The sequence below is a fragment of the Dactylosporangium maewongense genome (genome assembly GCF_039531485.1).
Taxonomy (GTDB): domain Bacteria; phylum Actinomycetota; class Actinomycetes; order Mycobacteriales; family Micromonosporaceae; genus Dactylosporangium; species Dactylosporangium maewongense.
Window position 1 is genome coordinate 76,800 of the sequence record NZ_BAAAQD010000020.1, and the last position, 23,035, is coordinate 99,834.

Below are 23,035 nucleotides of genomic sequence, written 5' to 3' on the forward strand. Positions count from 1 at the left end.
GCGTCCGGCCCAGGTCATGACCGGACCGGGACCGGCAGGGTCAGCTGGACCATGTACCCGCCCTCCGGGCGGGGGCCGGTCGACAGCGTGCCGCCGTAGAGCCGGACGCGTTCGCGCATGCCGAGCAGGCCGTAACCGGGCTCCGGCCACGACTGCTCCACGACGCCCCGGCCGTCGTCCACGATGCGGGCCGTCACGGCGCCGGGGCGGTGCTCGACGGTCACCGTCGCCGTGGCGGGGCCCGCGTGCTTGAGCACGTTGGTCAAGGACTCCTGGATCACCCGGTACACGCAGAGATCCAGGTGCGCGGGCAGCGGCGGCACCGGGTCCACGGTGTGCACCTCGACCTCGACCGGCAGCCCGGTGGCGCGGACCCGGTCGACCAGGTCACCGATCCTCGCCAGGCCCGGCACGAGGGTGCCGAACCGGCCGGCGTCCTCCTCGTCCACGCCTACGCGCAGCACCATGAGCAGGCGCCGCATCTCCTGCTGTGCCTCCCGTCCGGCGCCGGCGATGGTGTCCAGCGCGGTCCGCGCCGTGGGCGGGTCGGAGGCGAACACGTAGCGGGCCAGGCCGACCTGCACCGAGATCACGGACATGTGGTGCGCGACGACGTCGTGCAGCTCCCGGGCGATCCGAACGCGCTCCTCGGCGACCGCGTGCCGGGCCCGGTCCCGCTGCTCCCGGCGCAGCCGGGCGGTCAGCACGGCGAGCTGCCGGTTGCGGTCGGCGAGGGCCCGGGCCCCGCCGCCGAGCACCCAGACGCCGGCCAGCACCAGCAGCGGCTGGATGACGACGACCAGCGGCGGCAGGGCGGGCGCCTTGACGCCGCTGAAGCCCACGACGGCGGCGGTGACCACCGAGCCGGCGACGGCCCACCGGCCGGGCCGCAGCACCACGACCGTGTACAGGCCGAGGACCGGCCCCCACCACAGGAGCGAGGGCGGGTAGCCCAGCTGGAGATAGCCGGTGTACCCCGCGCAGGTCGCCAGCAGCGCGGACATCGGCCACCGCCGGCGCGCCGCGAGCGGCAGGCAGGTCAGGCAGCCCATCAGGACGGCGAGCCCGTCGAACCGGCGCCAGTCCGCCGGCTGGTACGCCAGGCCGGCCAGGCAGGTCGCCACGGTCAGCCCGGACGCGAACAGGGCGTCGACCACGGGCGTCGACAGCCCGCCGAACCGATCGGCCGGCGTCGACCCGGACATCGACTTCCGCATCGACGCAGATTAGCGGCACGGACCCGCGTTGCCGTCAACCTCGCGTCGTAGCGGCCTGCAACCAGCGTGGTAGGTCAGCCGGCGAGGCCCGGTGTCACCAGCCCTGTCTCGTAGGCCAGCACCACCGCCTGGGCCCGGCTGGCCAGCCCGAGCTTGCTCATCGCCCGGTTCAGGTGGGTCTTGACGGTCGCCTCCGAGATGATCAGCCGCCCGGCGATGTCGAGGTTCGACAGTCCCCTGCCGACCAGCCGCAGCACCTCCCGCTCCCGGGTGGTGAGCTCGACGAGCTGCTCCGGCGAGTGCGTCGCGGGCTGCCCGCCGCCGGTGTACGCCTCGACCAGGCGGCGGGTCACGCTGGGGGCGAAGAGCATCTCGCCCTCCGCCACCGCGGCGACCGCGGACAGGAGGCGCTCGGGGGGCGTGTCCTTGAGCAGGAAGCCGTGCGCGCCGGCCCGCAGCGCGTTGTACACGTACTCGTCCAGGTCGAACGTGGTGAGCACGATGACCCGGGGCGGCGCGACCGGCGCCGCGGCGATGATCCGCTCGGTGGCGTCGATCCCGCTCACGTCGCCCGGCATCCGCACGTCCATGAGGATCACGTCCGGCCGGAGCGACCCGGCGAGCCGGACGGCCTCCATGCCGTCCGCCGCCTCGCCGACCACGTCCACCTCGGGCGCCGCCCGCAGCAGGGCGGCGAGGCCGGCGCGGATGAGCACCTGGTCGTCCACCACGAGTACACGGATCATCCGGACATTGTCGTTCATCGCTGCATCTGGATGGGGGCACGGCACCGGCCCGGCACCCGAGTGGGCGCCGGGCCGGTGTCCCCCGGTCAGCGGGTCAGCACTGGATCAGGTAGTCCTGCACGTGACCGGTCGTCAGGTACAGGTCGCTGACCCACCGGCTCCCGGCCGCCGAGTACAGGCGGACCCAGATGCGGTAACCGTTGACGCTGGATCCGTAGCCCCAGCAGTCGACCTCGACCTTCTGCCCGTTGCGGAGGGTGCCGACCGGGCTGTACCCGGTGCCGGGGCCGGACCGGATCGTCAGCCCGTTCGGGGCGTCCTTGACGTTCGCGCACCAGGCACGCGGGTCGCTGCCGCTCGACCCGCACCGGACCGGGTCGGCGCTCGCGGGCGACGCGACGACGAGGCTTCCGGCGATCGCGGCGGTGGCCGCCACGGCGGTCGCGGCGATCCTGCGGACTCGCTGGGTCATGCTGGCTCCTCTGGTCGTGGGCAACGGATGTGCCAGGCCCGAAGCTATTCGTCGCCGTGGATGCCACGCATCCAGCAGCGGGTTGATCGTGGCGCACGACCTCCGCGTTACCCGGTGTCCCGGGTCAACCCGTCGCCGTACCCGGGTAGCCGATCGATCGCTGTAAGTTTCGGCGACAGGTCCAGGCCCGTGACGGCCTGGCGCCCGCGGCGTTGCCCTCCGGGCCCGCGCGACCGTAGCGTCCCCGCGATCAAGGTCCGTGCATCGACATCGGTGAGGGAGCACATCACATGGGCAGATATCAGGACGGCCGGCTGCGCGCCCGATTGCGGCGCTCGATCGCCGTGGCGGCGACCATCGCGAGCGTCGCGCTCGGCATCACGGCCTTCGCCAGTCCCGCCGCGGCCGCCGCCCCGACCGTTTCCAGCGTCGCCGCCGGCTACGCGCACACCTGCGCGATCCGCACGGACGCGTCGCTGTGGTGCTGGGGCAGCAACTGGAGCGGCGAGCTCGGTGACGGCACCAACGACACCAGGACCACGCCCACCCGGATCGGCACCGGCACCACCTGGGCGGCCATCGACGCCGGCAGCAGCCAGACGTGCGGGGTGAAGGCCGACCACACGCTGTGGTGCTGGGGCAGGAACGTCCGCGGCCAGCTCGGCGACGGCACGACCACGAACCGGAACGCCCCCGTCCAGGTCGGCACCGCCACCACCTGGGCGAGCGTCAGCACCGGCGACGCGCACACCTGCGGCGTCCGCACCGACGGCTCGCTGTGGTGCTGGGGCTTCAACCGCCTCGGCCAGCTGGGCACCGGCACCGCCGACTACTACCTGACCTCGCCGGTCCGGATCGGCACGGCGTCCACGTGGGCGAGCGTCACGGCCGGATACGCGCACACCTGCGGGTCCCGCACCGACGGCACCCTGTGGTGCTGGGGCGACAGCTCGAGCGGGCAGCTCGGGGTGGGCACGCTGAGCTACTCCACCACCCCGGCGCAGGTCGGCACCGCCACCACCTGGAACGGCGTCACCGCCGGATACGCGCACAGCTGCGGCACCCGCACCGACGGCACCCTGTGGTGCTGGGGCAACAACGGCTACGGCCAGCTCGGCGCCGCCGGCCCGCTGCAGACCTCCCCGGTGCAGGTCGGCACCACCACCACCTGGAACAAGGCCAACGCGGGCGACAACACCGTCTGCGCCTCCCGCACCGACGGCAGCTTCTGGTGCTGGGGCAACAACATGGCCGGCGGCCTGGGCGACGGCACCACGACCAACCGCTCCACCCCCACCCGGGTCGGCACCGCCACCACCTGGACGACCGGCTTCGTCGTCAACTACCACACCTGCGGCGTCCGGACCGACGGCAGCCTGTGGTGCTGGGGCAACAACGGCAACTCCCAGCTGGGCGACGGCACCACCACCCAGCGCAACACCCCGGGTCAGGTGACCATCCCGACCACCTGACGGTTCCCCTTCGCCGGCCCGGGCCGTCAGCGCCCGGGCCGGCCTACCCGGCGGCGCGCACCAGCACGGCCTCGACGTGCCGGAGCATGTCGCCGCCCGCCGGCGCCCACGCCGTGTCGCCGTGGCAGGCGATCGTCATCAGCGCGGCGGCCGGGCGGTGCTGGACCGACAGGATGTACCGCGACCCGCCGGGCCGGTCGGGCTGCTCGGTGACGCGGTCCTGCACCGCCGGGTCGGTGAACGGGATGGCCTCGGCGCCGAGTGAGCGGCTGTTCGCCGCGCTGCCCACGATGGACGCGTCGATGTAGTTGAACCGGGCCGCGGCCACGCCCGTCCCGGCCAGCTCACCGAGGATCTCCGCGCTGATCGCCGCGGCCCGCGCGGGGTCGAGGTTGGCGAACCGGTGGCCGTGCAGCTGGTTGCTGGCCGTGGCCGCCAGCCGTGCGGTCAGGTCGCCGCCCCCGGGCACGAGGACGGGCACCGGCATGACCGCCTTGCGGACCGACGCCTGCGTCCCCGCCGACAGCCGGTTCGCGGCCAGGGCCTGGACACCGGCGCACGGCGAGCCCTCGACCAGGCCGATCGCCGAGCCGAACGCAGTCAGGTAGACCGCCGACACCGGCACACCGGCGCGGGTGGCGACGGCCTGCGCGGCCCGGGCGGCGTGCGCCGAGGCGAGCCACCGGGACCGCAGCACCGGGTCCGCCGGCGCCGTCCCGCCGTCCGGGCGCCAGCCGGACAGCCCGTCGCGCAGCGCGCCCAGCTGCCGCCGCCAGTGCGCCTCGGCCCGCTCGGCATGGGCCCGGCCCGGAGCGGACGTCTCCCACTCGGCGGTCTCCAGGGGCTGCTCCGGCGCGGGCCGGCCCTGGAGACCACCGAACGCCGCACGTCCGCCCATCCGGCTCCGCAAGGCTTGCAAGAAGTCGCTCCGGAGCACCCGCATGCCCCACCCGTCGACCGCGGAGTGGTCGGCGACGATCCCGATCCGTCGCACGGCGCCGGCGGCGACCGCCAGCACGAAGAGCACGGGCTGCTGCTCGCCGAGGCGGAACGCCGTGGCCGCGGCCGCGGCGATCGCCGCGTCCGCCTCGGCGCCGGCCGGCGCGACCCGCACCACCTCGCCCAGCCGCTCCGCCGCCGGGAGAACGTGCTGCTCACGAAGGCCGGGGCCGGTCACGGGCAGGAGCGTCCGCAGCCCTTCGTGCCGGTCGAGCAGGTCGCCGATCGCGGCCAGCGCGACGCCGACCGGTGCGCCGGCACCGTCGACCACGCCGGTGAAGTTCGAGGCGGACGACCACGGCGAGTCCGCGTCGATGCCGACGTCCAGGAACCACTCACGTTGCGCGCAGGTCAGCGGCCCCCGTCGAGTCGGTTTCATTCCCGTTCCTGTTCAGTTTCTAAAGTCGAGTGCGATGGATATTGCAGGACTTCACTGCGTCATGCAACCCTGTTGCCGTGGTTTTGCACGCCGTCCCGCCGACGGTTCCCCGCCTCCTCACCGACCGGTCCACATCGGAGCCGGACCGCGAGGCGCTGGTCGTCGACGGCGTCGGGGCGCTGACCTTCGGCTCCTGGCAGCGCCGCGCCACCGGCCTCGCCGAGCGGCTGCGGCAGCGCCGCGTCGCGCCGGGCGACCGCGTCGGTCTGCGGTTCGGCGCCGCCGAATGGCTCGACTTCGCGGTCGCCTACGTGGCGGTGCAGCGATTAGGCGCGGTCGCCGTGCCGGTCTCCGGCGACGCGGCGCCCGCCGAGGTGGCGCACGCGCTCGCCGACTGCGCCGCCACCGGGCTCGTGCACGGCGGCGGCGCGCCCGGCTGGACCGGCGGGTGGACCCACGCCACGGCCGACGGCGACGACGACACCGGCGACGGCGCGGACCTGTCCACATCGGACGGTCTGGCCCAGATCCTGTACACGTCCGGCACGACGGCGCGGCCCAAGGGTGTCGCCGCCACCCACGCCAACGTCACATACGGGGCGGGCGCCCGGCACCGCCCGTTCCGCCACTCGCGCCACCTGCTGCACGCGTTCTCGATCGGCACGAACGCCGCCCAGGTCATGCTGATGACCGCGCTGCTCGCCCACCCCGCCGTGGTCACACTGCCGCAGTTCACCCCGTTGCGCTTCGCGCGCGCCATCACACGCTGGTCGGCCGGCACGGTGTTCGTCGTCCCCGCGATGGCCATGGAGCTGCTCGCCGTGGCCGACGGCCACGACCTGAGCAGCGTCCGGCTGCTCGGGTCGGCCGCCGCGCCGCTGCCGGGGCCGGTCGCCGCCCGCCTCGCGGCCGCGTTCCCGAACGCGACGATCGTCAACTACTACACCTCGACCGAGGCCGCCCCGGCGCAGACCGCCATGACGTACGACCCGGAGCGCCCGGACAGCGTGGGCCGGCCGATCGCCGGCGGCGGCCTGCGCGTCACCGACGAAGACGGGCGGCCCTGCGCGCCGGGCGAGATCGGCGCCGTCTGGATGCGCTCCCCCGCCCCGCCCCGCACGTACGTCGGCGACACCACGACGAGCGGCGCCACCTTCCAGGACGGCTGGGTCCGGATGGGCGACGTCGGCTACGTCGACGACGACGGCTTCCTGTTCCTCGTCGAGCGGGACGGCGACCTGGTCAAGACCGGCGCCCACCGGGTGTCGACGCTGCAGGTCGAGGCGGCCATCCACGAGCACCCGGAGGTCGCCGACGCCGCCGTCGTCGGGCTGCCCCACGAGGTGCTCGGCGTCGAGCTGGCCGCCGTGATCGTGGTCAGCGGCGGCGCGGCGCTGACCCCGCCGGCGCTGCGGGCGTTCCTCGCCGGCCGCCTCGCGCCGCACGAGATCCCCTCCCTCGTCCACGTCGTGGACAAGCTTCCGCGCAACCGCGGCGGCAAGGTCGACAAACGATCCCTGCGAAGGAGCCTGACGTGATCCAGGCGTCCGCCGTCCAGCACGGCATGCGGCTCGCCGCGTCCGGTGCCGCCCCCACCGCCTACCACATGCCGCTGGTCGTCACGTTCGCCCACGAACCGGACGCCGGGCTCCTCGCCAAGGCCTGCGCGGCCGTGGTCGAGCGGCACGCGCTGCTGACCGTCGCGGTCGTCGAGCGCGACGGCGTCACCCACCTCACCCGGACCACCGCTCCCGTCCTGCGCGTGGCGGGGCCGGACGAGTCGGTCGAGGAGGAGGCCACCCGCCCGTTCGACCTCGGTGCGGGACCGCTGGCCCGGTTCGCGCTGCTCGGCCGGACGCTGGTCGTCACCGCGCACCACCTGGTCGTCGACGGGCTGTCCAAGGAGGTGCTGCTGCGGGACCTGGCCGCGTTCTACGCCGGTGAGATCCCGGCGCCGCTGCCGCGCACCGCCGAGGACGAGCTCGCCGCCGAGGCGGCACGGCTGGCCCGCGACCGGGACGCGGCGGAGGAGTTCTGGTCCGGCCGGTGGGCCGAGCCGCTGCCCGCGGTCGTCGGCGAGCACGTCCTCACCGGGCGCGACCACGGGGCCGGTCAGGTGCACGCGTTCGAGCCGCCCGTGCCCGACCTGCCCGGGCTGACCCGGTTCGAGACGCTGCTGGCCGCGGTCCACGCCCTACTCGGCGCGTACGGCAACCCACGCGTCACGACCGGCGTCGACGTGTCCACCCGGGAGCCCGGCGCGTTCGACACCGTCGGCCCGTTCGCGACCGAGTTCCCCGTCGACACGCGTCCCGACGCGGACTCCCCGTTCGCGGAGTTCGCCGCCGGGGTCCGGGCGACGCTCCGCGCGATGTACCCGCACCGGTCGGTGCCCCTCGCCCGCGCGGTGCGCCGGCTGCGGCCGCACGCCGCGATCGCGCCCGTCTCCGTCAGCTACCGCCGGGTCGGCGCCGCGCCACGGTTCGACGGCAGCCCGGCGGCCGTCGACTGGCTGGCGTTCGCCGGCAGCGTGCGCGGCGACCTGCAGCTGCAGGCGGTCGACGACGGCACGACGGTCACCGCCCGGCTGCGCCACTCGGCCGCCGCGGCGCCCGTCGCCGCGCGGTTCGCCGGCGACCTCTGCGCGGTGCTCACCCGGGTCGCCGCCGATCCGGGGACCCTGCTGCGCGACCTGAGCCCCGCTGCTGCCTCGGGCGCCTCGGGTACCTCCGTGCCGCCCGCCGCGGCCGGGGCGCCGGCCACCGCGCCGGCGCCGGCCCGCGGCGGCGAGCTCGTGGAGCCGGTCCTGGCCATCTGGCGCGACGTGCTCGGCGACCCCGCCATCGGCCCTGACGACGACCTGTTCGACCTGGGCGGCGACTCGCTGACCGCGACGCAGATCATCGCGCGGATGCGCAAGACGCTCGGCGTCGACGTCGACATCGACACGTTCTTCGACCACCCGACGGTCAACGGAGTCGTGGATGCCGTCAGCGCTTCCTGAGGCGCCCGCTGAGGCGCCCGCTGAGGCGCCCGCTGAGGCGCCCGCTGAGGCGCCCGCTGAGGCGCCGGCTGAGGCGCCCGCTGAGGCGCCCGCTGAGGCGCCCGACCGGGCGGCGATGCTGCTCATCCGGCACTTCGAGACGGCGCTGCTGGACCTCTTCGCGCGCGGCGAGCTGTCCGGGACCACGCACACCTGCCTCGGCCAGGAGTACGTGCCCGTGGCCGTGAGCGGCCTGCTCGGACCGGACGACCACGTGCTGAGCAACCACCGCGGGCACGGCCACTACCTCGCGCGGTTCGACGACCCGGAGGGGCTCCTCGCGGAGATCATGGGCCGGGCCGGCGCCGTGTGCCACGGCGTCGGCGGCAGCCAGCACATCCACCGGCGCGGGTACCTGTCCACCGGTGTGCAGGGTGAGAGCCTGCCGGTCGCGGCCGGGCTCGCGCTGCACCTGCGCCGCCACCGGCCGGGCGCGCTCGCCTGCGCGTACATCGGCGACGGCACCTGGGGCGAGGGCGCGGTGTACGAGGCGCTCAACATCGCCGCGCTGTGGCGGCTGCCGCTGCTGGTCGTGGTGGAGCACAACGGGATCGCCCAGTCGACGCCCACCGGGCACGCCATGGCCGGCACCGTCGCCGGGCGCGCCGCCGCGTTCGGACTGGCCCACACACTGGTCACCGCGACCGACCCGGCCCGCATCAGGGCGGAGCTCGCCCCGTTCGTCGCCGGTGTACGCGACGGCGCGCCGCTCATCGTCGAGTTCCGCACCCCGCGGCTCGGCCCGCACAGCAAGGGCGACGACACCCGCCCCGCCGACCAGGTCGCGGCGCTGGCCGACTGGTACCCGGCGGTGGCCGCCGCCGCGCCGGACCTGGACCGCGCCCAGCGGGACCGCGTCGCCCGCGTCGTCGCCGAGGTGTCGGCCCGCCCACCCGCCGAGTGGACCGGCCGGCCGCGGGAGGACCGCGTCGCCGGGGCTTCCGCCCACCCCGCCGCCGGGTGGGCCGTCTCATGAGGGTCGCCGAGAACATCAACGCCGCGCTGCACACGGTCCTGGCGGGCGACGAACGGGCGTACCTCATCGGTGAGGACCTCCTCGACCCGTACGGCGGCGCGTTCAAGGTCGCGCGCGGGCTCTCCACCCGGTTCCCGGACCGGGTGCTGTCCACCCCGATCAGCGAGTCGGCCATCACCGGCATCGCGGCCGGCCTGGCCCTGGCCGGCGACACCGCGATCGTCGAGTACATGTTCGCCGACTTCCTCACCCTCGGCTTCGACCAGCTGGTCAACTTCGCCGCCAAGTCCGTCACCATGTACGGCGAACGGCTGCCGATGCGCATGGTCGTGCGCTGCCCCAGCGGCGGCGGCCGCGGCTACGGGCCGACGCACAGCCAGAGCCTGACGAAGCACCTGATCGGCGTGCCCGGCCTCGCCGTGTTCGAGATGTCGCCGTTCCGCGACGCGGCCGAGGTGTTCGCCGAGATGCTGGCACTCGGGCAGCCGTGCGTGTTCGTCGAGGACAAGATCCTCTACACCCGCCGGATGCTGCCCACCGTGGCCGCCCCGTTCACGGTCGAGGTGCGCGACGGCGTGGCGTACGTCGGGACCGGCGAACGCCCGGAGCTGGTCCTGATCGCGCCGGGCGGCATGGCCGAGCGCGCCCTGGCGGCGCTGCGGACGCTGCTGATCGAGCAGGAGATCGCCGGACTGCTGGTCGTCCCTTCGCGGCTGTACCCGGTGCGCCTCGACCTGCCGCCCGTCCCGCACGTCGTGGTGGCCGAGGACGGCACCGCCGGCGGCACCTGGGGCGCCGAGGTCGCGCATCACGTCCACGCGCGCCACTTTGCGGACCTCGCCGCGCCCGTGACGCTCGTCCACGGCGCCGACGCCGTCATCCCCGCCGCACCACACCTGGAGCGTCACGTGCTCGTGAGCGCCGGCACCATCCACGACGCGCTGGTGAGGACCGTCCGTGCCTGAGATCGCGGTGCCGAAGCTCAACACCAACGACGACAGCTACGTGCTGCTCGCCTGGCTCGCCCCGGACGGCGAGGCGGTGCCGGCCGGCGCGCCGGTCGCCGAGGTGGAGACGTCGAAGGCGGTCGAGGAGCTGACCGCCGCGACGGGCGGCGTCCTGCGCCACCGTGCGGCGACCGGCGCCGAGATCGCCCCCGGTCAGGTGATCGCCGTCCTCGACGACCCCACCGCCGCCGGCGCGGCGCCGGTCCCGTCGTCGGCCGGCGACGACGGCCCGACGATCACCGCGCCGGCCCGCGCCCGCATGGCCGAGCTCGGCGTCGGCGCCGAGCAGGTCGCCGCGCTCGGCCGCCCCATCGTCCGCCGCGCGGACATCGACGCCCTGGCCGAAGCGCCGCCGCCCGTTGCGACCGGAAGTGCGACCGGAAGCCTGTCCCGCAACCAGCGTGCGGTCGCCCGGACGGTGGCCCGGTCGCACGCCACCGTCCCCGCCGCGTACACCGCGATGACGATCGACGTCGGCGCCGCCCTGGAGCGGATGCCCCGGCTGACCCGCGCGGTGCGGCGGCCCGTCGGCCTCGCCGAGCTGTTCGTCGCCGCGATCGGGGCGGCGCACGCCGAGCACCCGATGTGCTTCGCGAGGCTCGACGACGACGGCCACACCCTGCACCCGGCCTTCGCCGCGCACGTCGGCGTCACCGTCGACCTCGGCGAAGGCCTGTACGTGCCGGTGGTCCGCGACGCCGGCACCGCGACGGTCGCCGAGATCGCCCGGGCCCTCGCCAGGTTCCGGGTCACGGCGGCCGGCGGCGCGTTCCGTCCGTCCGAACTGGACGGTGCGACGATCACGCTGACCCTCCACCAGGACGCCGATGTGAGCCTGGCGATCCCGATCGTGTACCCGGGCCAGACCTGCGCGGTCGCGGTCACCGCCCCGCGGCCCGAGCTGTACCTCGGCGACGACGGCCGGCCGGCGGCCCGCACCGTGAGCCAGGTCGGTCTCGCCTACGACCACCGCGTCGTCAACGGCCGCGAGGCGGCACGGTTCCTGGCCGCGCTGGCCCGCACGCTGCACGAGGAGCCGCGATGAGACCACTGCTGCCCGGCCAGGAGCGGCTGTGGTTCCTGCACCAGCTGGATCCGGCCGACGCGTCGTACCACCTGCCGCTGGTCCTGCACGTGCGCGGCCGCCTGGACCGGGCGGCCCTGGAGCGCGCGCTGGACGCGGTGACCGACCGGCACGACACCCTGCGGTCCCGGGTCGCGCAGCTCGACGGCGCGCCCGTGCTGGTGCCGGCCGCCGGCGGCGTCCCGTTGGAGACCGCCGCCGCGACCGGCCTGGACGAGGCCCGCGACCTGGTCGCCGCGTTCGTGACGCGGCCGTTCGACCTCGCCGCCGGCCCGATGGCCCGCTGCCTGCTGATCGGCGTCGGGCCGGACGAGCACGTGCTCGCGCTCGCCGCCCACCACGTCGCGGCCGACGGCTGGTCGCTGCAGGTGCTGCGCCGCGACCTCGACGCGCTGTACCAGGCGTACGCCACCGGCGCCACCAGCGCCCCCGTGGCACTGCCGGACCTGCCGGAGCTGCCGCTGGTCCCGGACGATGCCGCCCCGGGCGCCGCGACGGACCTCGGGTACTGGACCGGACGGCTGGCCGGCGCCCCGGTGCTGGACCTGGCGACCGACCGGCCCCGGCCCCCGGTGCGCCGCGGCCGCGGCAGCTCCGTCGTCTTCGACATCCCCGTCGACCTGCTGCGCCGCCTGGAGTCCGTGGCCCGGTCCGAGCGCACCACCGTGTTCACCGCGCTGGTCGCGGCGTTCTCGCTGCTGCTCGGCCGGATGAGCGGCCAGGACGACGTCTGCCTCGGCACGCCGGTCCTCGGCCGCGACGACCCGGACCTCGACGACCGCGTCGGCTGCTACTCCGAGACCCTGGTCCTGCGGACGGACCTGTCGGGCGACCCGACGTTCCGCGCGCTGCTGCGGACGGCCCGCCGGACCGTGCTCGGCGCGCTGAGCCACGCCGCCCCGTTCGAACGCGTGGTGTCGGCGGTCGGCGCGCCCCGCGACCGCAGCCGCACCCCGCTGTTCCAGGCCATGCTCATGTACCTGCGGCAGGAGCAGGACCGGCCGCGCCTCGGCGGACTCGACGTCGAGCTGCTGGACCACCCGTTCGACGTCGCCCGCACCGACGTGTCCCTCGACGTCATCCAGGGCCCCGAGGCCGCCGTCGGCGTGCTCACGGTCGACCGTGACCTGTTCGACCCCGGCACCGCGCAGCGGTGGATCCGCCGGCTGCTCGTCCTGCTCGACGACGCGGCCCGGCGGCCCGACGTCCCGGCCGGTGACCTGCGGCTGCTCGACGACGACGAGCGGCGCGAGGCGCTGACCCGCTGGAACGGCACGGGCCCCGGGGAGGCCACCCCGCTGGTCGCCGAGCTGTTCCGGGAGCGGGCCCGGGCCACGCCGGACGCCGTCGCGGTCACCGGCGACGGCGGCGACCTCACCTACCGCGAGCTCGACGCCGAGGTCGACCGGCTGGCCGCCCGCCTGCGCGGGCGCGGGCCGCTGATCGGGGTCGGGCTGTCCCGGCGCCCGGCGATGGTGGTCGCGCTCCTCGCCGTCTGGCGGGCCGGCGCCGCGTACCTGCCGCTCGACCCGGCGTACCCGGCCGACCGGCTCGCGTTCGTCATCGCCGACGCGGGCGTCGGCACGGTGCTCACCGAGCCGGCGTTCGCGGACCGGTTCGGCGCGGCGGCGCTGCTGATCGACGCCGCCGACGACGAACCGCGGGACGAGCCCGCCGCTGTCACCGCCGTCGCCGCCATCGGCCCGGACGACCCGGCCTATGTGCTGTACACGTCGGGGTCCACCGGACGGCCCAAGGGCGTCGTCGTGCCGCACGGCGCGCTCGCCGCGTTCGTCGCCGCGATGGCCGCCGTCACCGGGCCGCAGGCGGACCGCACCTGGCTGGCGCTCACCTCGCTGTCGTTCGACATCTCCGGGCTCGAGCTGTTCCTGCCGCTCAGCCGCGGCGGCCGGGTCGTCGTCGCCGGCGACGCGCAGACCGGCGACGGCGCGGCGCTGCGGGCGCTCATCGCCGCGACCGGCGTCACCGACGTGCAGGCCACCCCGTCCGGCTGGCGGATGCTGCTCGCGGCCGGCTTCGACCACGACGTGCCGGCCGCGCTGGTCGGCGGGGAGGCGCTGCCCGTGCCGCTCGCCGCCGAGCTGCGCGGCAAGGTCGGCCGGCTGACCAACGTGTACGGCCCGACCGAGACGACGATCTGGTCGACGTACTGGCCGGTGCCCGGCGACCCGGCGGCCGTCACGATCGGCGGCCCGATCCCGGGCACCCGGGTGTACGTCGTCGACGACCGGATGCGGCCCGTCCCCGCCGGCGTGCCCGGCGAGCTCGTCATCGCCGGTGCCGGTGTCGCGCTCGGCTACCTGCGCCGGCCCCGGCTGACCGCCGACCGGTTCGTGCCCGACCCGTGGGGCCCGGCGGGAGCACGGATATACCGCACCGGCGACCGCGCCCGCCGGCTGGTGGACGGCACCCTCGAGTTCCTCGGCCGGCTCGACACCCAGGTCAAGGTCCGCGGCCACCGGGTCGAGCTGGGCGAGGTCGAGACCGTACTCGCCGGCTGCCCGGGCGTCGCCGCCGCGGTCGCCGCGGTCCGCGACGACGCGCTCGCCGCGTACGTCACGGCCCGCCCCGGCGCCGGTGTCGACCCGGACGCGATCCGCGACGCGGCCCGCGCCACCCTGCCGGCCTACGCCGTGCCGGCCACGGTCACGGTCCTCGACGCGCTGCCGCTCACCCCGAACGGCAAGGTGGACCGGGCCGCCCTGCCCGACCCGCGACCGTCCGCCGCCGCCGCGTACGTGCCGCCGCGCACCGCGGCCGAGACGCGCGTCGCCGCGGTGTTCGCCGAGGTGTTCGGCGTCGCGGTGGGTGCGCACGACGACTTCTTCGCGCTCGGCGGCCACTCGCTGCTGGCCGTCAAGGTCGCGGCGCGGCTGCCCGGCCTGACCGTCCGCGACCTGTTCGACCATCCCGCGGTCGAGGCCCTCGCCCGGCGGATCCCGGCCGCCGCCGGCGACGCCGGTGCCGGCGCGACGGACCGCCCGCCGGCGCTGTCCGACGCCCAGCGCCGCCTCTGGTTCCTGCAGCGGCTGGACCCGCGCGACGCGTCGTACAACATGTTCCTGGTGCTGCGCCTGCGCGGCCGGCTGGACCGCCACGCGCTGCGGCGGGCCCTGGACGCCCTCGCCGCCCGGCACGTCGCGCTGCGGTGCGCCTACCCGGAGGTCGGGGGCGAGCCGGCCGTCGAGGTCGGGCCCGCGACCGTGCCGTTCGAGGAGCTCCCGCTGGAGTCCGCGGCCGATCCGGAGGCGGCGGCCCGGGCCGCCGTCGCGGACCGGACGAACGCGCCGTTCGACCTCCGGGACGGCGCGCCGGTGCGGGCCGCGCTGCTCCGGCTCGCCCCCGACGATCACGTCCTCTGCCTGGTCGTGCACCACATCGCCGGGGACGGCTGGTCGCTCAACGTCCTGCGGGAGGACCTCGCCGCGCTCTACGCCGGCCAGCCGTTGGCGCCGCTGCCGCCTGTACCGGCGAACGACGGCGACCAGGAGGCCGACCTCGCGTACTGGCGGGACCGCCTCGCCGAGCCGACCGCGCTCGACCTGCCGACGGACCGGCCCCGCCCGGCCGAGCCCACCCACCGCGGCGCGTTCCTCGGCGCCCACCTGCCGGGCGGCGTCACCGCCCGCCTCGAGGGCCTGGCCGGCCAGTCCCGCACCAGCCTCTTCGCCGTGCTGCTCGCGGCCTACCAGGCGCTGCTCGCCCGGCACACCGGCCAGTCCGACGTCCTGGTCGGCTCGACCCTGGCGGCCCGGGACCGGGTCGAGACCGAGCGGGCCGTCGGATACTTCGCCAGGACCGTCGTGCTGCGCAACCAGGTCGACCCGGCCGAGCCGTTCACCGGCCTGCTCGGCCGGGCCCGCGAGTGCGTGCTGGACGCGCTCACCCACGCCGAGGCGCCGTTCGAGCACCTCGCCGCCGGGGCGGCGCCGCTGTTCCAGACCATGTGCATCCTGCACACCCAGGACGAGGGCACCCCGGTCGACCGGTTCGCCGACCTGCACGCGTCGTTCTTCGACTCCGGCTACCGGCAGGCCAAGTTCGACCTGATGCTGGAGGCGTGGCGGGCCGCCGACGGCCTGACGCTCGTCTTCGGCTACGACACCGACCTGCTCGATGCGGCGACCGTCGAGCGCTGGGCCCGCCGGTTCGAGGTGCTGTGCGCCGGCATCGCCGCCGACCCGGGCGCCGCGGTCGGCGCGCTGCCGCTGCTGACCGCCGCCGACGAGGCGCTCGTCGGCTCGCTCGCCGCCCCGCCGCCCTCCCCGCCGCAGCCGCTGGCTCCCGGGCTGCCCCGGCTCGCGGCGCCGGACACGGTCGCGATCCGCTGCGGCGCCGAGTCGCTGACGTACGCCGAGCTCAACCGCCGGGCCGCCGCGCTGGCCTTGGCGTTGCGCGCATCGGTCGTCGCGGGTCCGCCGGTCGTCGCCGTCGCCGCGCACCGGGACATCGGCACGATCGTCGCGCTGCTGGCGGTCTGGCGGGCCGGCGGCGCGTACCTGCCGATCGACCCGGAGCAGCCGGCCGGGCGGATCGCGGAGCTCGTCGCCGGCAGCGGGGCCGGGCTGGCCGTCGGGGACGCGCCCTGGCCCGACGGTCTGCGGGTCGTCGCGCCGCCTGCCGGGACGGTGCCGGCGGTCGACCACGCGGCCCCGGACGGCGCCGCGTACGTGCTGTACACCTCCGGGTCCACCGGCACCCCGAAGGCCGTGGTCGTCGACCACGAGGCGCTCGCCGCCCGGGTCGGCTGGATGCGCCGCGACTACCGGCTCGGCCCGGGCGACACGGTCGTGCAGTTCGCGCCGCTCGCGTTCGACGCGCACGCGGAGGAGCTCTGGCCCGCGCTCGGCGCCGGGGCCACGGTGCGGCTGCTCCCGGACGGCCCGCTCAGCCTGCCCGACGTGCTCGCCGGCCCGGACGGCGCCGGCGTCACCGTGCTCGACCTGCCCACCGCGTACTGGCACGACCTGGTCGCCCAGATCGACGCGATCGCCTGGCCGCCGCGGCTGCGGCTGGTGATCCTCGGCGGCGAGGCGGTGCACGCGGCGGCCGTGGCCCGCTGGCGCGCCCGGTTCGGCGACACCGTGCGGCTGGTGAACACGTACGGCCCCACCGAGGCCACGATCATCGCGACCTCGACCGACCTCGGCCCGGACGACACGACCGGCCCGCCGCCGATCGGCGTGCCGCTGCCCGGGGTGCGCGTCGCGGTCGTCGACGCCGGCCTGCGCCCGGTGCCGCCCGGCGCGTACGGCGAGCTGCTGCTCGGCGGCGCCGGTCTGGCCCGCGGCTACCTCGGCCGGGACGACCTCACCCGGGACCGGTTCGTCACGTGGCCTCCATCAGGGCTCGGCGCGCGCTGTTACCGGACCGGCGACCGCGTGCGGCTGCGGGCCGACGGCCGCCTCGACTTCGCCGGCCGGCTCGACGACCAGCTGAAGGTCCGCGGGTTCCGGATCGAACCGGCCGAGGTGGAGCACCACCTCCTGGAGTGCCCGGGGGTGACCGGGGCGGTGGTCGTCGCGCACGGCGGCGCCCTGGTCGCGTACGTCGCCGGCACCGCACCGACCGGCGCGCTGCGCGCCCGGCTCGCGGCCCGGCTCCCCGGCCACCTGGTGCCGGACCGCTGGGTCGCGGTCGACGCGCTCCCCCGTACCCCTACCGGGAAGGTCGACCGGAGAGCCCTGCCACCGCCCCTTGAGGGTGCTGAGAGTGCTGACGGCAGCGACGGACCGTTCACGCCGCCGCGCACCGACGCCGAGCACCTGATCGCCGACGTCTGGACCGAGGTCCTCGGCCTCGACCGCGTGGGCGTGGACGACGACTTCTTCACCCTCGGCGGCCACTCGCTGCTCGCCGTCCGCGTGGCCGCCCGGCTGCGCGCCATGACCGACCTCGACCTGCCCATCCGCCTGCTCTTCACGCACCGCCGGCTGGCCGACCTGGCCACCGCGGTCGAGCAGCGGCTGCTCGACGATCTGGCCGAGCTCAGCGACGACGAGGTGGCCGGCCTGCTGGAAGCGGAGACCCGATGACCGTCGACGAAGCCCGCCAGGCGCTGCTGGCCCAACGACTGCGCCGGCGCACGGCGACCCGCACCGTCCCCACCCGGCCGGCCGGCACGGTGCCTCCGCTGTCGTTCGCGCAGGAACGGCTCTGGTTCATGGAGCAGTACGCGCCCGGCAACCGCGCCTACCTCGTGCCGGTGGCCCGGCGGATCCGGCGCCCGGTCGACGCCGACCGGCTGGCCGGGGCGCTGCGCCGCGTCGTCGCCCGCCACGAGGCGCTGCGGACCCGGTTCCCGGCCCGGGACGACGGGATCCCGACGCTCGTCGTCGACGAGGACCCGGCCGTCGACCTGGCCGTCGTCGACGTCGCCGACGACGCCGCCGCCCGGGCCGCGGTCGAGGCGGTGCACGCCCGTGGGTTCGACCTCGCCGCCGAGCAGCCGCTGCGGGCCGCGCTGATCCGGTTGTCCCCGGACGACGCGATCCTGGCCATGGCCGTGCACCACATCGCGATCGACGGCTGGTCCGTGCCGCTGTTGCTGGCCGAGCTGATGACCGCGTACGAAGGGGGCGACCTGCCCGCCCTGCCCGTCCAGTACGGCGACTACGCGGCCTGGCAGCGCGACAAGCCGGCGCCCGACGTCGCCCGCTGGGCGGAGCGGCTGGACGGCGTCGAGCCCCTCGCGCTGCCGACGGACCGGCCGCGCCCGGCCGAGCTGACCTACGCCGGCGGCAGCGTCGAGTTCGAGCTCGACGCCGGTCTCGCGGCCGGCGTCCGGGCCCTCGCCGACAGCCACGGCGCCTCGCTGTACATGACGATGCTGGCCGCCTACGCCTGCCTGCTCGGCCGGCACGCGCACCAGACCCGGCTCACGATCGGCTCCCCCGTCGCCGGCCGCGGCGTCCCGGAGCTGGAGAACCTCATCGGCTGCTTCGTCAACACGCTGGTCATGCCCGTCGACCTGAGCGGCGACCCGACGTTCACCGAGCTGCTGCTGCGGGTGCGGGAGACCGCGCTCACCGGGTTCGCCGACGCCGACACGCCCTTCGAACGCGTCGTCGCCGACCTCAACCTGCCCCGCGACGTGTCCCGGTCGCCGCTGTTCCAGGCGCTGCTCGCGGTGCAGAACTACGGCACAGGCGGCGGCGACGGCCTCGACGGGTACGAGATCAGGTCATGGGCGACCCGCTACGACCTCGAGCTGTACATCAGCGACACCGCCGACGGTGGGCTGTGGGGCCAGTTCATCCACAACACGGCGCTCTTCGACGCGGCGACCGTGCGGCGGCTCGTCAGCCACCTGACCGCCCTCCTGCGCGGCGCCGTCGCCGACCCGCTGACGCCGGTGGCCGCGCTCGACCTGCGCGACGACGACGAACGCGCGGCGCAGGCCGCCTGGAACGCGACCGCCGCCCCGTTCGACGCCGGCGCCACCCTGCCCGGCCTGTTCGCCGCGCAGGTCGCCGCCACCCCGGCCGCGCCGGCCGTGACGTTCGACGGCACCACGTGGAGCTACGCCGAGCTGCACGCCTACTGCGACCGGGTGGCCGCGGCGCTGCGGCCGGTGGGCGCCGGACCGGGCACGCGGATCGGCGTGTGCGCGCCGCGCTCGCTCCAGCTGCCCGGCGCGCTGCTCGGCGTGCTGCGCACCGGCGCCGCGTACGTGCCGCTGGACCCCGACTACCCGGTCGAGCGGCTGGCCTTCATGGCGGCCGACGCGGACCTGCGGGCCGTGCTCGTCCTCGACCCGCCGGCCGGCCTCGCCGCCGCGTTCGCCACCTGCCCGGTGATCCGCCTCGACCATCTCGATCCGGCGGCTCCCCAACCCGCCGCCGCGGACATGTCGACTCGCACGGATTTCCAGCGTGCCACCGCAGACTTGCTGGCCCGCACCGATCGCCAGGCCGCCGCGGACACGTCAGCTCACACCAATCCCCAACCTGCCACCGCGGACACGTCGGCCCGCACCGATACCCAGCCCGCCACGGCGGATCCCCTGGCCGCCGCTGCGGATATGTCGGCTCGCTCCGCTCCCCGACATATCCGAAATTTCAATATTTCGGCGCCACCGACCGCCACCGACACCGCCTACGTCATCTACACCTCCGGCTCGACCGGACGGCCCAAGGGCGTGCCCAACGGCCACCGCGGCGTGGTCAACCGGCTCACCTGGATGCAGGAACGCTTCCGCCTGACCGCCGACGACGTCGTACTGCAGAAGACCCCCGCCGGGTTCGACGTGTCCGTCTGGGAGTTCTTCTGGCCGCTCATCATCGGCGCGCGCCTGGTCCTCGCCCAGCCGGGCGGCCACCGGGACGCGGCGTACCTGCGGACACTCATCGACCGCGAAGGCGTCACCGTCCTCCACTTCGTGCCGTCGATGCTCGCCGCCTTCCTGGCGGAGGAGACGACGCCCGGCGGCGCCGGCCTGCGCGCCGTCGTCTGCTCCGGCGAGGAGCTGCCGGCCGACCTCGCCCGCCGCTGCCTGGCCGCGCTGCCCGCCGCCGAGCTGCACAACCTGTACGGCCCGACCGAGGCCGCCATCGACGTCAGCGCCTGGGCCGTCACCGCCGAAGCGCTCGGCGACGCCCACCGCGTGCCGATCGGCGCCCCGGTCGCCAACACCACCCTGCACGTCCTCGACGACCGGCTCCGTCCGCAGCCCGTCGGGGTGCCCGGCGAGCTGCACATCGGCGGCGTCCAGGTCGCGGAGGGCTACCTGCGGCGGCCCCGGCTGACCGCCGAACGCTTCGTGCCCGACCCCTTCGGGGCGCCCGGCACCCGGCTGTACCGCACCGGCGACCTGGCCCGCTGGCGGCCCGACGGCACGCTGGAGTTCCTCGGCCGCATCGACGGGCAGGTCAAGCTGCGCGGCCAGCGCATCGAGCTCGGCGAGATCGAGGCGGTGCTGCGCGAGCAGCCGGGCGTCCGGGACGCCGCCGTCGTCGTCCGCGAGGACCACCCTGGCGACCAGCGGCTCGTCGCGTACGTCGTCGGCGCCGCACCGGACCGCGCCGCGCTGAAGCGCCTGCTGCCCGACGCCATGGTCCCGGCCGCGTTCGTCGAGCTCGACGCGCTGCCGCTGTCGGCGAACGGCAAGCTCGACCGGCGCGCCCTGCCGGCCCCGGTCCGTGCCGCGGGCGGCGGGACCGCGCCGGCCACCCCGACCGAGCAGGTCGTCGCCGACGTCTGGTCGGCCGTGCTCAACGTGCCCGCGGTCGGCGCCGACGACGACTTCTTCGACCTCGGCGGCCACTCGCTGCTGGCGACGCAGGTGGTGGCCCGGCTCCGCAGGACCGGCGCCGCGGTCGGTGTCATCGACCTGTTCCAGAACCCGACCGTGCGGGAGCTCGCCGCCCTCATCGACCGGCCCGGCGACGGCCCGCGGGCGGTGATCCGGCGCCTCACGCCGAACCGGCCGAAGGCCGACATCTCCCTGGTCTGCGTGCCGTTCGGCGGCGGCAGCGCCGTGGTGTACCAGCCCCTCGCGGACGCGCTGCCCGAGCGGTACGCGGTGTACTCGGTCGCCATCCCCGGCCACGACGTCGGCGTCATCGAGGACCGGCTCGACTTCGACGCGCTCATCGACCGCTGCGTCGACGAGATCCTCGCGACGATCGAAGGGCCGATCAGCCTGTACGGCCACTGCGGCGTCGGGTCGGCCCTCGCCGTCGCCCTCGCGCGGCGGCTGGAGGCGGCCGGCCGGGACCTGCGCACCGTGTACATCGGCGCGATGTTCCCGTTCGCCGAACCGCGCGGCCGCCTGGCCCGGACGCTGTCGAAGGTCGCGCGGATGGAGTCGCTGCGCGGCGACCGGATCTACCACAACTGGCTGACCTCGATCGGCGCCGACCTCGGCGGCCTCGACCCGGCGGAGGCCCGCCACATCGTGCGCAACCTGCGCCGCGACTCCGTCGACGCCGAGCGGTACTACACCGGGATGTACGCGACCGGCGCCGAGCGGCTGCGGGCCTCGTTCGTCACCGTCGTCGGCACCCGCGACCCGGCCACCGAGTTCTACGAGGAACGGTTCCGCGAGTGGCACTTCCTGTCCGACGACAGTGCCGTCGTGGTGCTGCGGGAGGCCGGGCACTTCTTCCTGAAGTACCGGGCCGCCGAGATCGCCGAGATCATCGACACGCCCATGTTCGGACCGTCGGCGCCGGCCGACGGGCCGGATCGCACCTGGTACCGGCACGGTGTGTCGCACGGCCGTGAGGTCGCCACCGGCCCGCAGCCGAGCCTCGGCCGGTTCGCGGCCGTCTCCGCCGGCCAGCTGGCGTCGATGTTCGGGTCGGCGCTCACCGAGTTCGCGATCCCGGTCTGGATCTACCTGACCACCGGTTCGGTCGCGCAGTTCGCGTTGTTCGCGGTGCTCGGCCTCGTCCCGGGTCTGATCACGTTGCCGATCGCCGGCGCGCTCGTCGACCGGCACGACCGGCGCCGCATCGTGCTCGCCGGCGACCTGGCCGCCGGCGGGGTCCAGGCCGTGCTGGCCGCGCTGCTCTGGGCCGGGCAGCTCAGCGTGGCCGCCCTCTATCCGGCCACGGTGGCGCTGTCGATCGCGCTGTCGTTCCAGCGCATCGCCTACACCTCCGCGATACCTCAGCTGGTGCCGAAGCGGCTGCTCGGCCACGCCGCCGGCATCGGCCAGCTCGGGGCCGGCCTCGCCCAGCTGCTCGCCCCGCTGCTGGGCGCCGGGCTGCTCGCCACGATCGGGCTGCGCGGCATCCTCACGCTCGACGTGGCGACCTACCTCGTCGCGATCGTCGTCGTCCTGGCGGTGCGGTTCCCCGCCACCATGCCGTGGCGGCGCCACGAGACGCTGCGCGCGGAGATCGCCGGCGGCTTCCGGTACGTCTGGGGCAACCGGAACTTCCGCCGCATGCTGCTCTGGTTCGCCGTCCTGAACGTGCCGCTGTCCGCGATCTTCCTGATGCTCTCGCCGCTGGTCCTGTCGTTCGGCACGCTGCGTCAGGTCGGCCAGGTGTCGTTCGTCTCCGCGCTCGGCGTGTTCCTGGGCGGCCTGGTGATGGCCGCCTGGGGCGGCCCGCAGCACCGGCGGATGTTCGGCGTCCTCGTCGCGACGCTCGGCCTGGCCGTGTGCGCGCTCGTCACCGGCCTGCGCGAGAACCTGGTCCTGATCGGCGCCGGCGCGCTCGGCCTCGCGCTGGCCCTGACGCTGCTCAACGGCGTGTACACCACGATCATCCAGGTCAAGGTCCCGCAGCGGCTGCACGGGCGGGTGTTCTCCCTGAACACGCTGATCGCGTGGTCGACGATGCCGATCGGGTTCGGGGTCGTCGCGCCCTTCGGCGCCGAGCTGTTCCGCCCGTTGCTGCGCGACGGCGGCCCCCTCGCGGGCAGCCTCGGCCCCGTGTTCGGCACCGGCCCGCAGCGCGGGCTCGGCCTCATGTTCGCCGTGTTCGCGATCGCCGTCGCCGCCGTCGCCGCGGTCGGGCTGCGGGTGCTGCGCCGCTTCGACGACGAGGTGCCCGACGCCCTCGCCGACGACCTGGTCGGCCTGACCGTGCTGGACACGCCGGCCACCGACATCCAGCACGCCCTGGACGCGGCGGCGCGGGCCGCCACCCACCGCCCATCGTGAAG

At 75.6% G+C, this 23,035-nt stretch carries 12 protein-coding genes; 8 read left to right on the forward strand and 4 right to left on the reverse strand.

The features are described from left to right. Nucleotides 1-14 precede the first annotated feature (14 nt). From ABD332_RS40080 to ABD332_RS40090, 3 genes are all read right to left on the reverse strand, one after another. A complete protein-coding gene (locus ABD332_RS40080; protein ID WP_344508728.1) occupies nucleotides 15-1,217 on the reverse strand; it encodes a sensor histidine kinase in 1,203 nt (400 codons plus the stop codon). Nucleotides 1,218-1,291: 74 nt separating this feature from the next. After that, nucleotides 1,292-1,963: a response regulator gene (locus ABD332_RS40085; RefSeq protein WP_344508730.1), complete on the reverse strand. Its 672-nt coding sequence runs from the start codon at nucleotides 1,961-1,963 to the stop codon at nucleotides 1,292-1,294. 94 nt (nucleotides 1,964-2,057) lie between these two features. Then, the gene (locus ABD332_RS40090) at nucleotides 2,058-2,435 is read right to left on the reverse strand and encodes an SH3 domain-containing protein (protein ID WP_344508732.1); all 378 of its coding nucleotides are present in this window, start codon (nucleotides 2,433-2,435) and stop codon (nucleotides 2,058-2,060) included. A gap of 290 nt (nucleotides 2,436-2,725) precedes the next feature. Here ABD332_RS40090 and ABD332_RS40095 point away from each other — a divergent pair, with 290 nt between their 5' ends. After that, the gene (locus ABD332_RS40095) at nucleotides 2,726-3,907 is read left to right on the forward strand and encodes an RCC1 domain-containing protein (protein WP_344508734.1); all 1,182 of its coding nucleotides are present in this window, start codon (nucleotides 2,726-2,728) and stop codon (nucleotides 3,905-3,907) included. A 43-nt stretch (nucleotides 3,908-3,950) separates the two neighbouring features. Here the strand turns inward: ABD332_RS40095 and ABD332_RS40100 are convergent, their stop codons facing one another. After that, nucleotides 3,951-5,285 (reverse strand): hypothetical protein, encoded by a 1,335-nt coding sequence (locus ABD332_RS40100; protein WP_344508737.1) that lies wholly within the window; start codon nucleotides 5,283-5,285, stop codon nucleotides 3,951-3,953. Between the two features lie 77 nt (nucleotides 5,286-5,362). Between ABD332_RS40100 and ABD332_RS40105 the strand changes: the two genes are divergently transcribed. From ABD332_RS40105 to ABD332_RS40135, 7 genes are read left to right on the forward strand one after another with little or no spacing between them, the layout of a single operon-like run. After that, nucleotides 5,363-6,823, forward strand: a complete 1,461-nt coding sequence (locus tag ABD332_RS40105; protein ID WP_344508739.1) for a class I adenylate-forming enzyme family protein — start codon at nucleotides 5,363-5,365, stop codon at nucleotides 6,821-6,823. Then, complete coding sequence (locus ABD332_RS40110; protein WP_344508741.1) at nucleotides 6,820-8,289, forward strand: condensation domain-containing protein; 1,470 nt, start codon at nucleotides 6,820-6,822, stop codon at nucleotides 8,287-8,289. Before ABD332_RS40105 ends, ABD332_RS40110 begins: the two co-directional genes overlap by 4 nt. Beyond that, nucleotides 8,270-9,304, forward strand: coding sequence for a thiamine pyrophosphate-dependent dehydrogenase E1 component subunit alpha (locus tag ABD332_RS40115; protein ID WP_344508743.1), 1,035 nt, complete (start codon nucleotides 8,270-8,272; stop codon nucleotides 9,302-9,304). The genes ABD332_RS40110 and ABD332_RS40115 overlap by 20 nt, the downstream gene beginning before the upstream one ends. Then, on the forward strand, nucleotides 9,301-10,269 hold the full coding sequence (locus ABD332_RS40120) for an alpha-ketoacid dehydrogenase subunit beta (protein ID WP_344508744.1): 969 nt from the start codon (nucleotides 9,301-9,303) through the stop codon (nucleotides 10,267-10,269). The genes ABD332_RS40115 and ABD332_RS40120 overlap by 4 nt, the downstream gene beginning before the upstream one ends. Continuing rightward, a complete protein-coding gene (locus ABD332_RS40125) occupies nucleotides 10,262-11,356 on the forward strand; it encodes a 2-oxo acid dehydrogenase subunit E2 (protein WP_344508746.1) in 1,095 nt (364 codons plus the stop codon). The genes ABD332_RS40120 and ABD332_RS40125 overlap by 8 nt, the downstream gene beginning before the upstream one ends. After that, on the forward strand, nucleotides 11,353-17,451 hold the full coding sequence (locus ABD332_RS40130; RefSeq protein WP_344508748.1) for an amino acid adenylation domain-containing protein: 6,099 nt from the start codon (nucleotides 11,353-11,355) through the stop codon (nucleotides 17,449-17,451). The genes ABD332_RS40125 and ABD332_RS40130 overlap by 4 nt, the downstream gene beginning before the upstream one ends. Further along, nucleotides 17,448-23,033, forward strand: a complete 5,586-nt coding sequence (locus tag ABD332_RS40135) for a non-ribosomal peptide synthetase/MFS transporter (RefSeq protein WP_344508750.1) — start codon at nucleotides 17,448-17,450, stop codon at nucleotides 23,031-23,033. Before ABD332_RS40130 ends, ABD332_RS40135 begins: the two co-directional genes overlap by 4 nt. Nucleotides 23,034-23,035: the final 2 nt, after the last annotated feature.

What these genes read in the sequence shown, in the direction of transcription:
- ABD332_RS40080 (WP_344508728.1), bottom strand. Translation starts at nt 1,217, where the DNA reads ATGCGGAAGTCGATGTCCGGGTCGACGCCGGCCGATCGGTTCGGCGGG.
- ABD332_RS40085 (WP_344508730.1), bottom strand. Translation starts at nt 1,963, where the DNA reads ATGATCCGTGTACTCGTGGTGGACGACCAGGTGCTCATCCGCGCCGGC.
- ABD332_RS40090 (WP_344508732.1), bottom strand. Translation starts at nt 2,435, where the DNA reads ATGACCCAGCGAGTCCGCAGGATCGCCGCGACCGCCGTGGCGGCCACC.
- ABD332_RS40095 (WP_344508734.1), top strand. Translation starts at nt 2,726, where the DNA reads ATGGGCAGATATCAGGACGGCCGGCTGCGCGCCCGATTGCGGCGCTCG.
- ABD332_RS40100 (WP_344508737.1), bottom strand. Translation starts at nt 5,285, where the DNA reads ATGAAACCGACTCGACGGGGGCCGCTGACCTGCGCGCAACGTGAGTGG.
- ABD332_RS40115 (WP_344508743.1), top strand. Translation starts at nt 8,270, where the DNA reads ATGCCGTCAGCGCTTCCTGAGGCGCCCGCTGAGGCGCCCGCTGAGGCG.
- ABD332_RS40120 (WP_344508744.1), top strand. Translation starts at nt 9,301, where the DNA reads ATGAGGGTCGCCGAGAACATCAACGCCGCGCTGCACACGGTCCTGGCG.
- ABD332_RS40130 (WP_344508748.1), top strand. Translation starts at nt 11,353, where the DNA reads ATGAGACCACTGCTGCCCGGCCAGGAGCGGCTGTGGTTCCTGCACCAG.
- ABD332_RS40135 (WP_344508750.1), top strand. Translation starts at nt 17,448, where the DNA reads ATGACCGTCGACGAAGCCCGCCAGGCGCTGCTGGCCCAACGACTGCGC.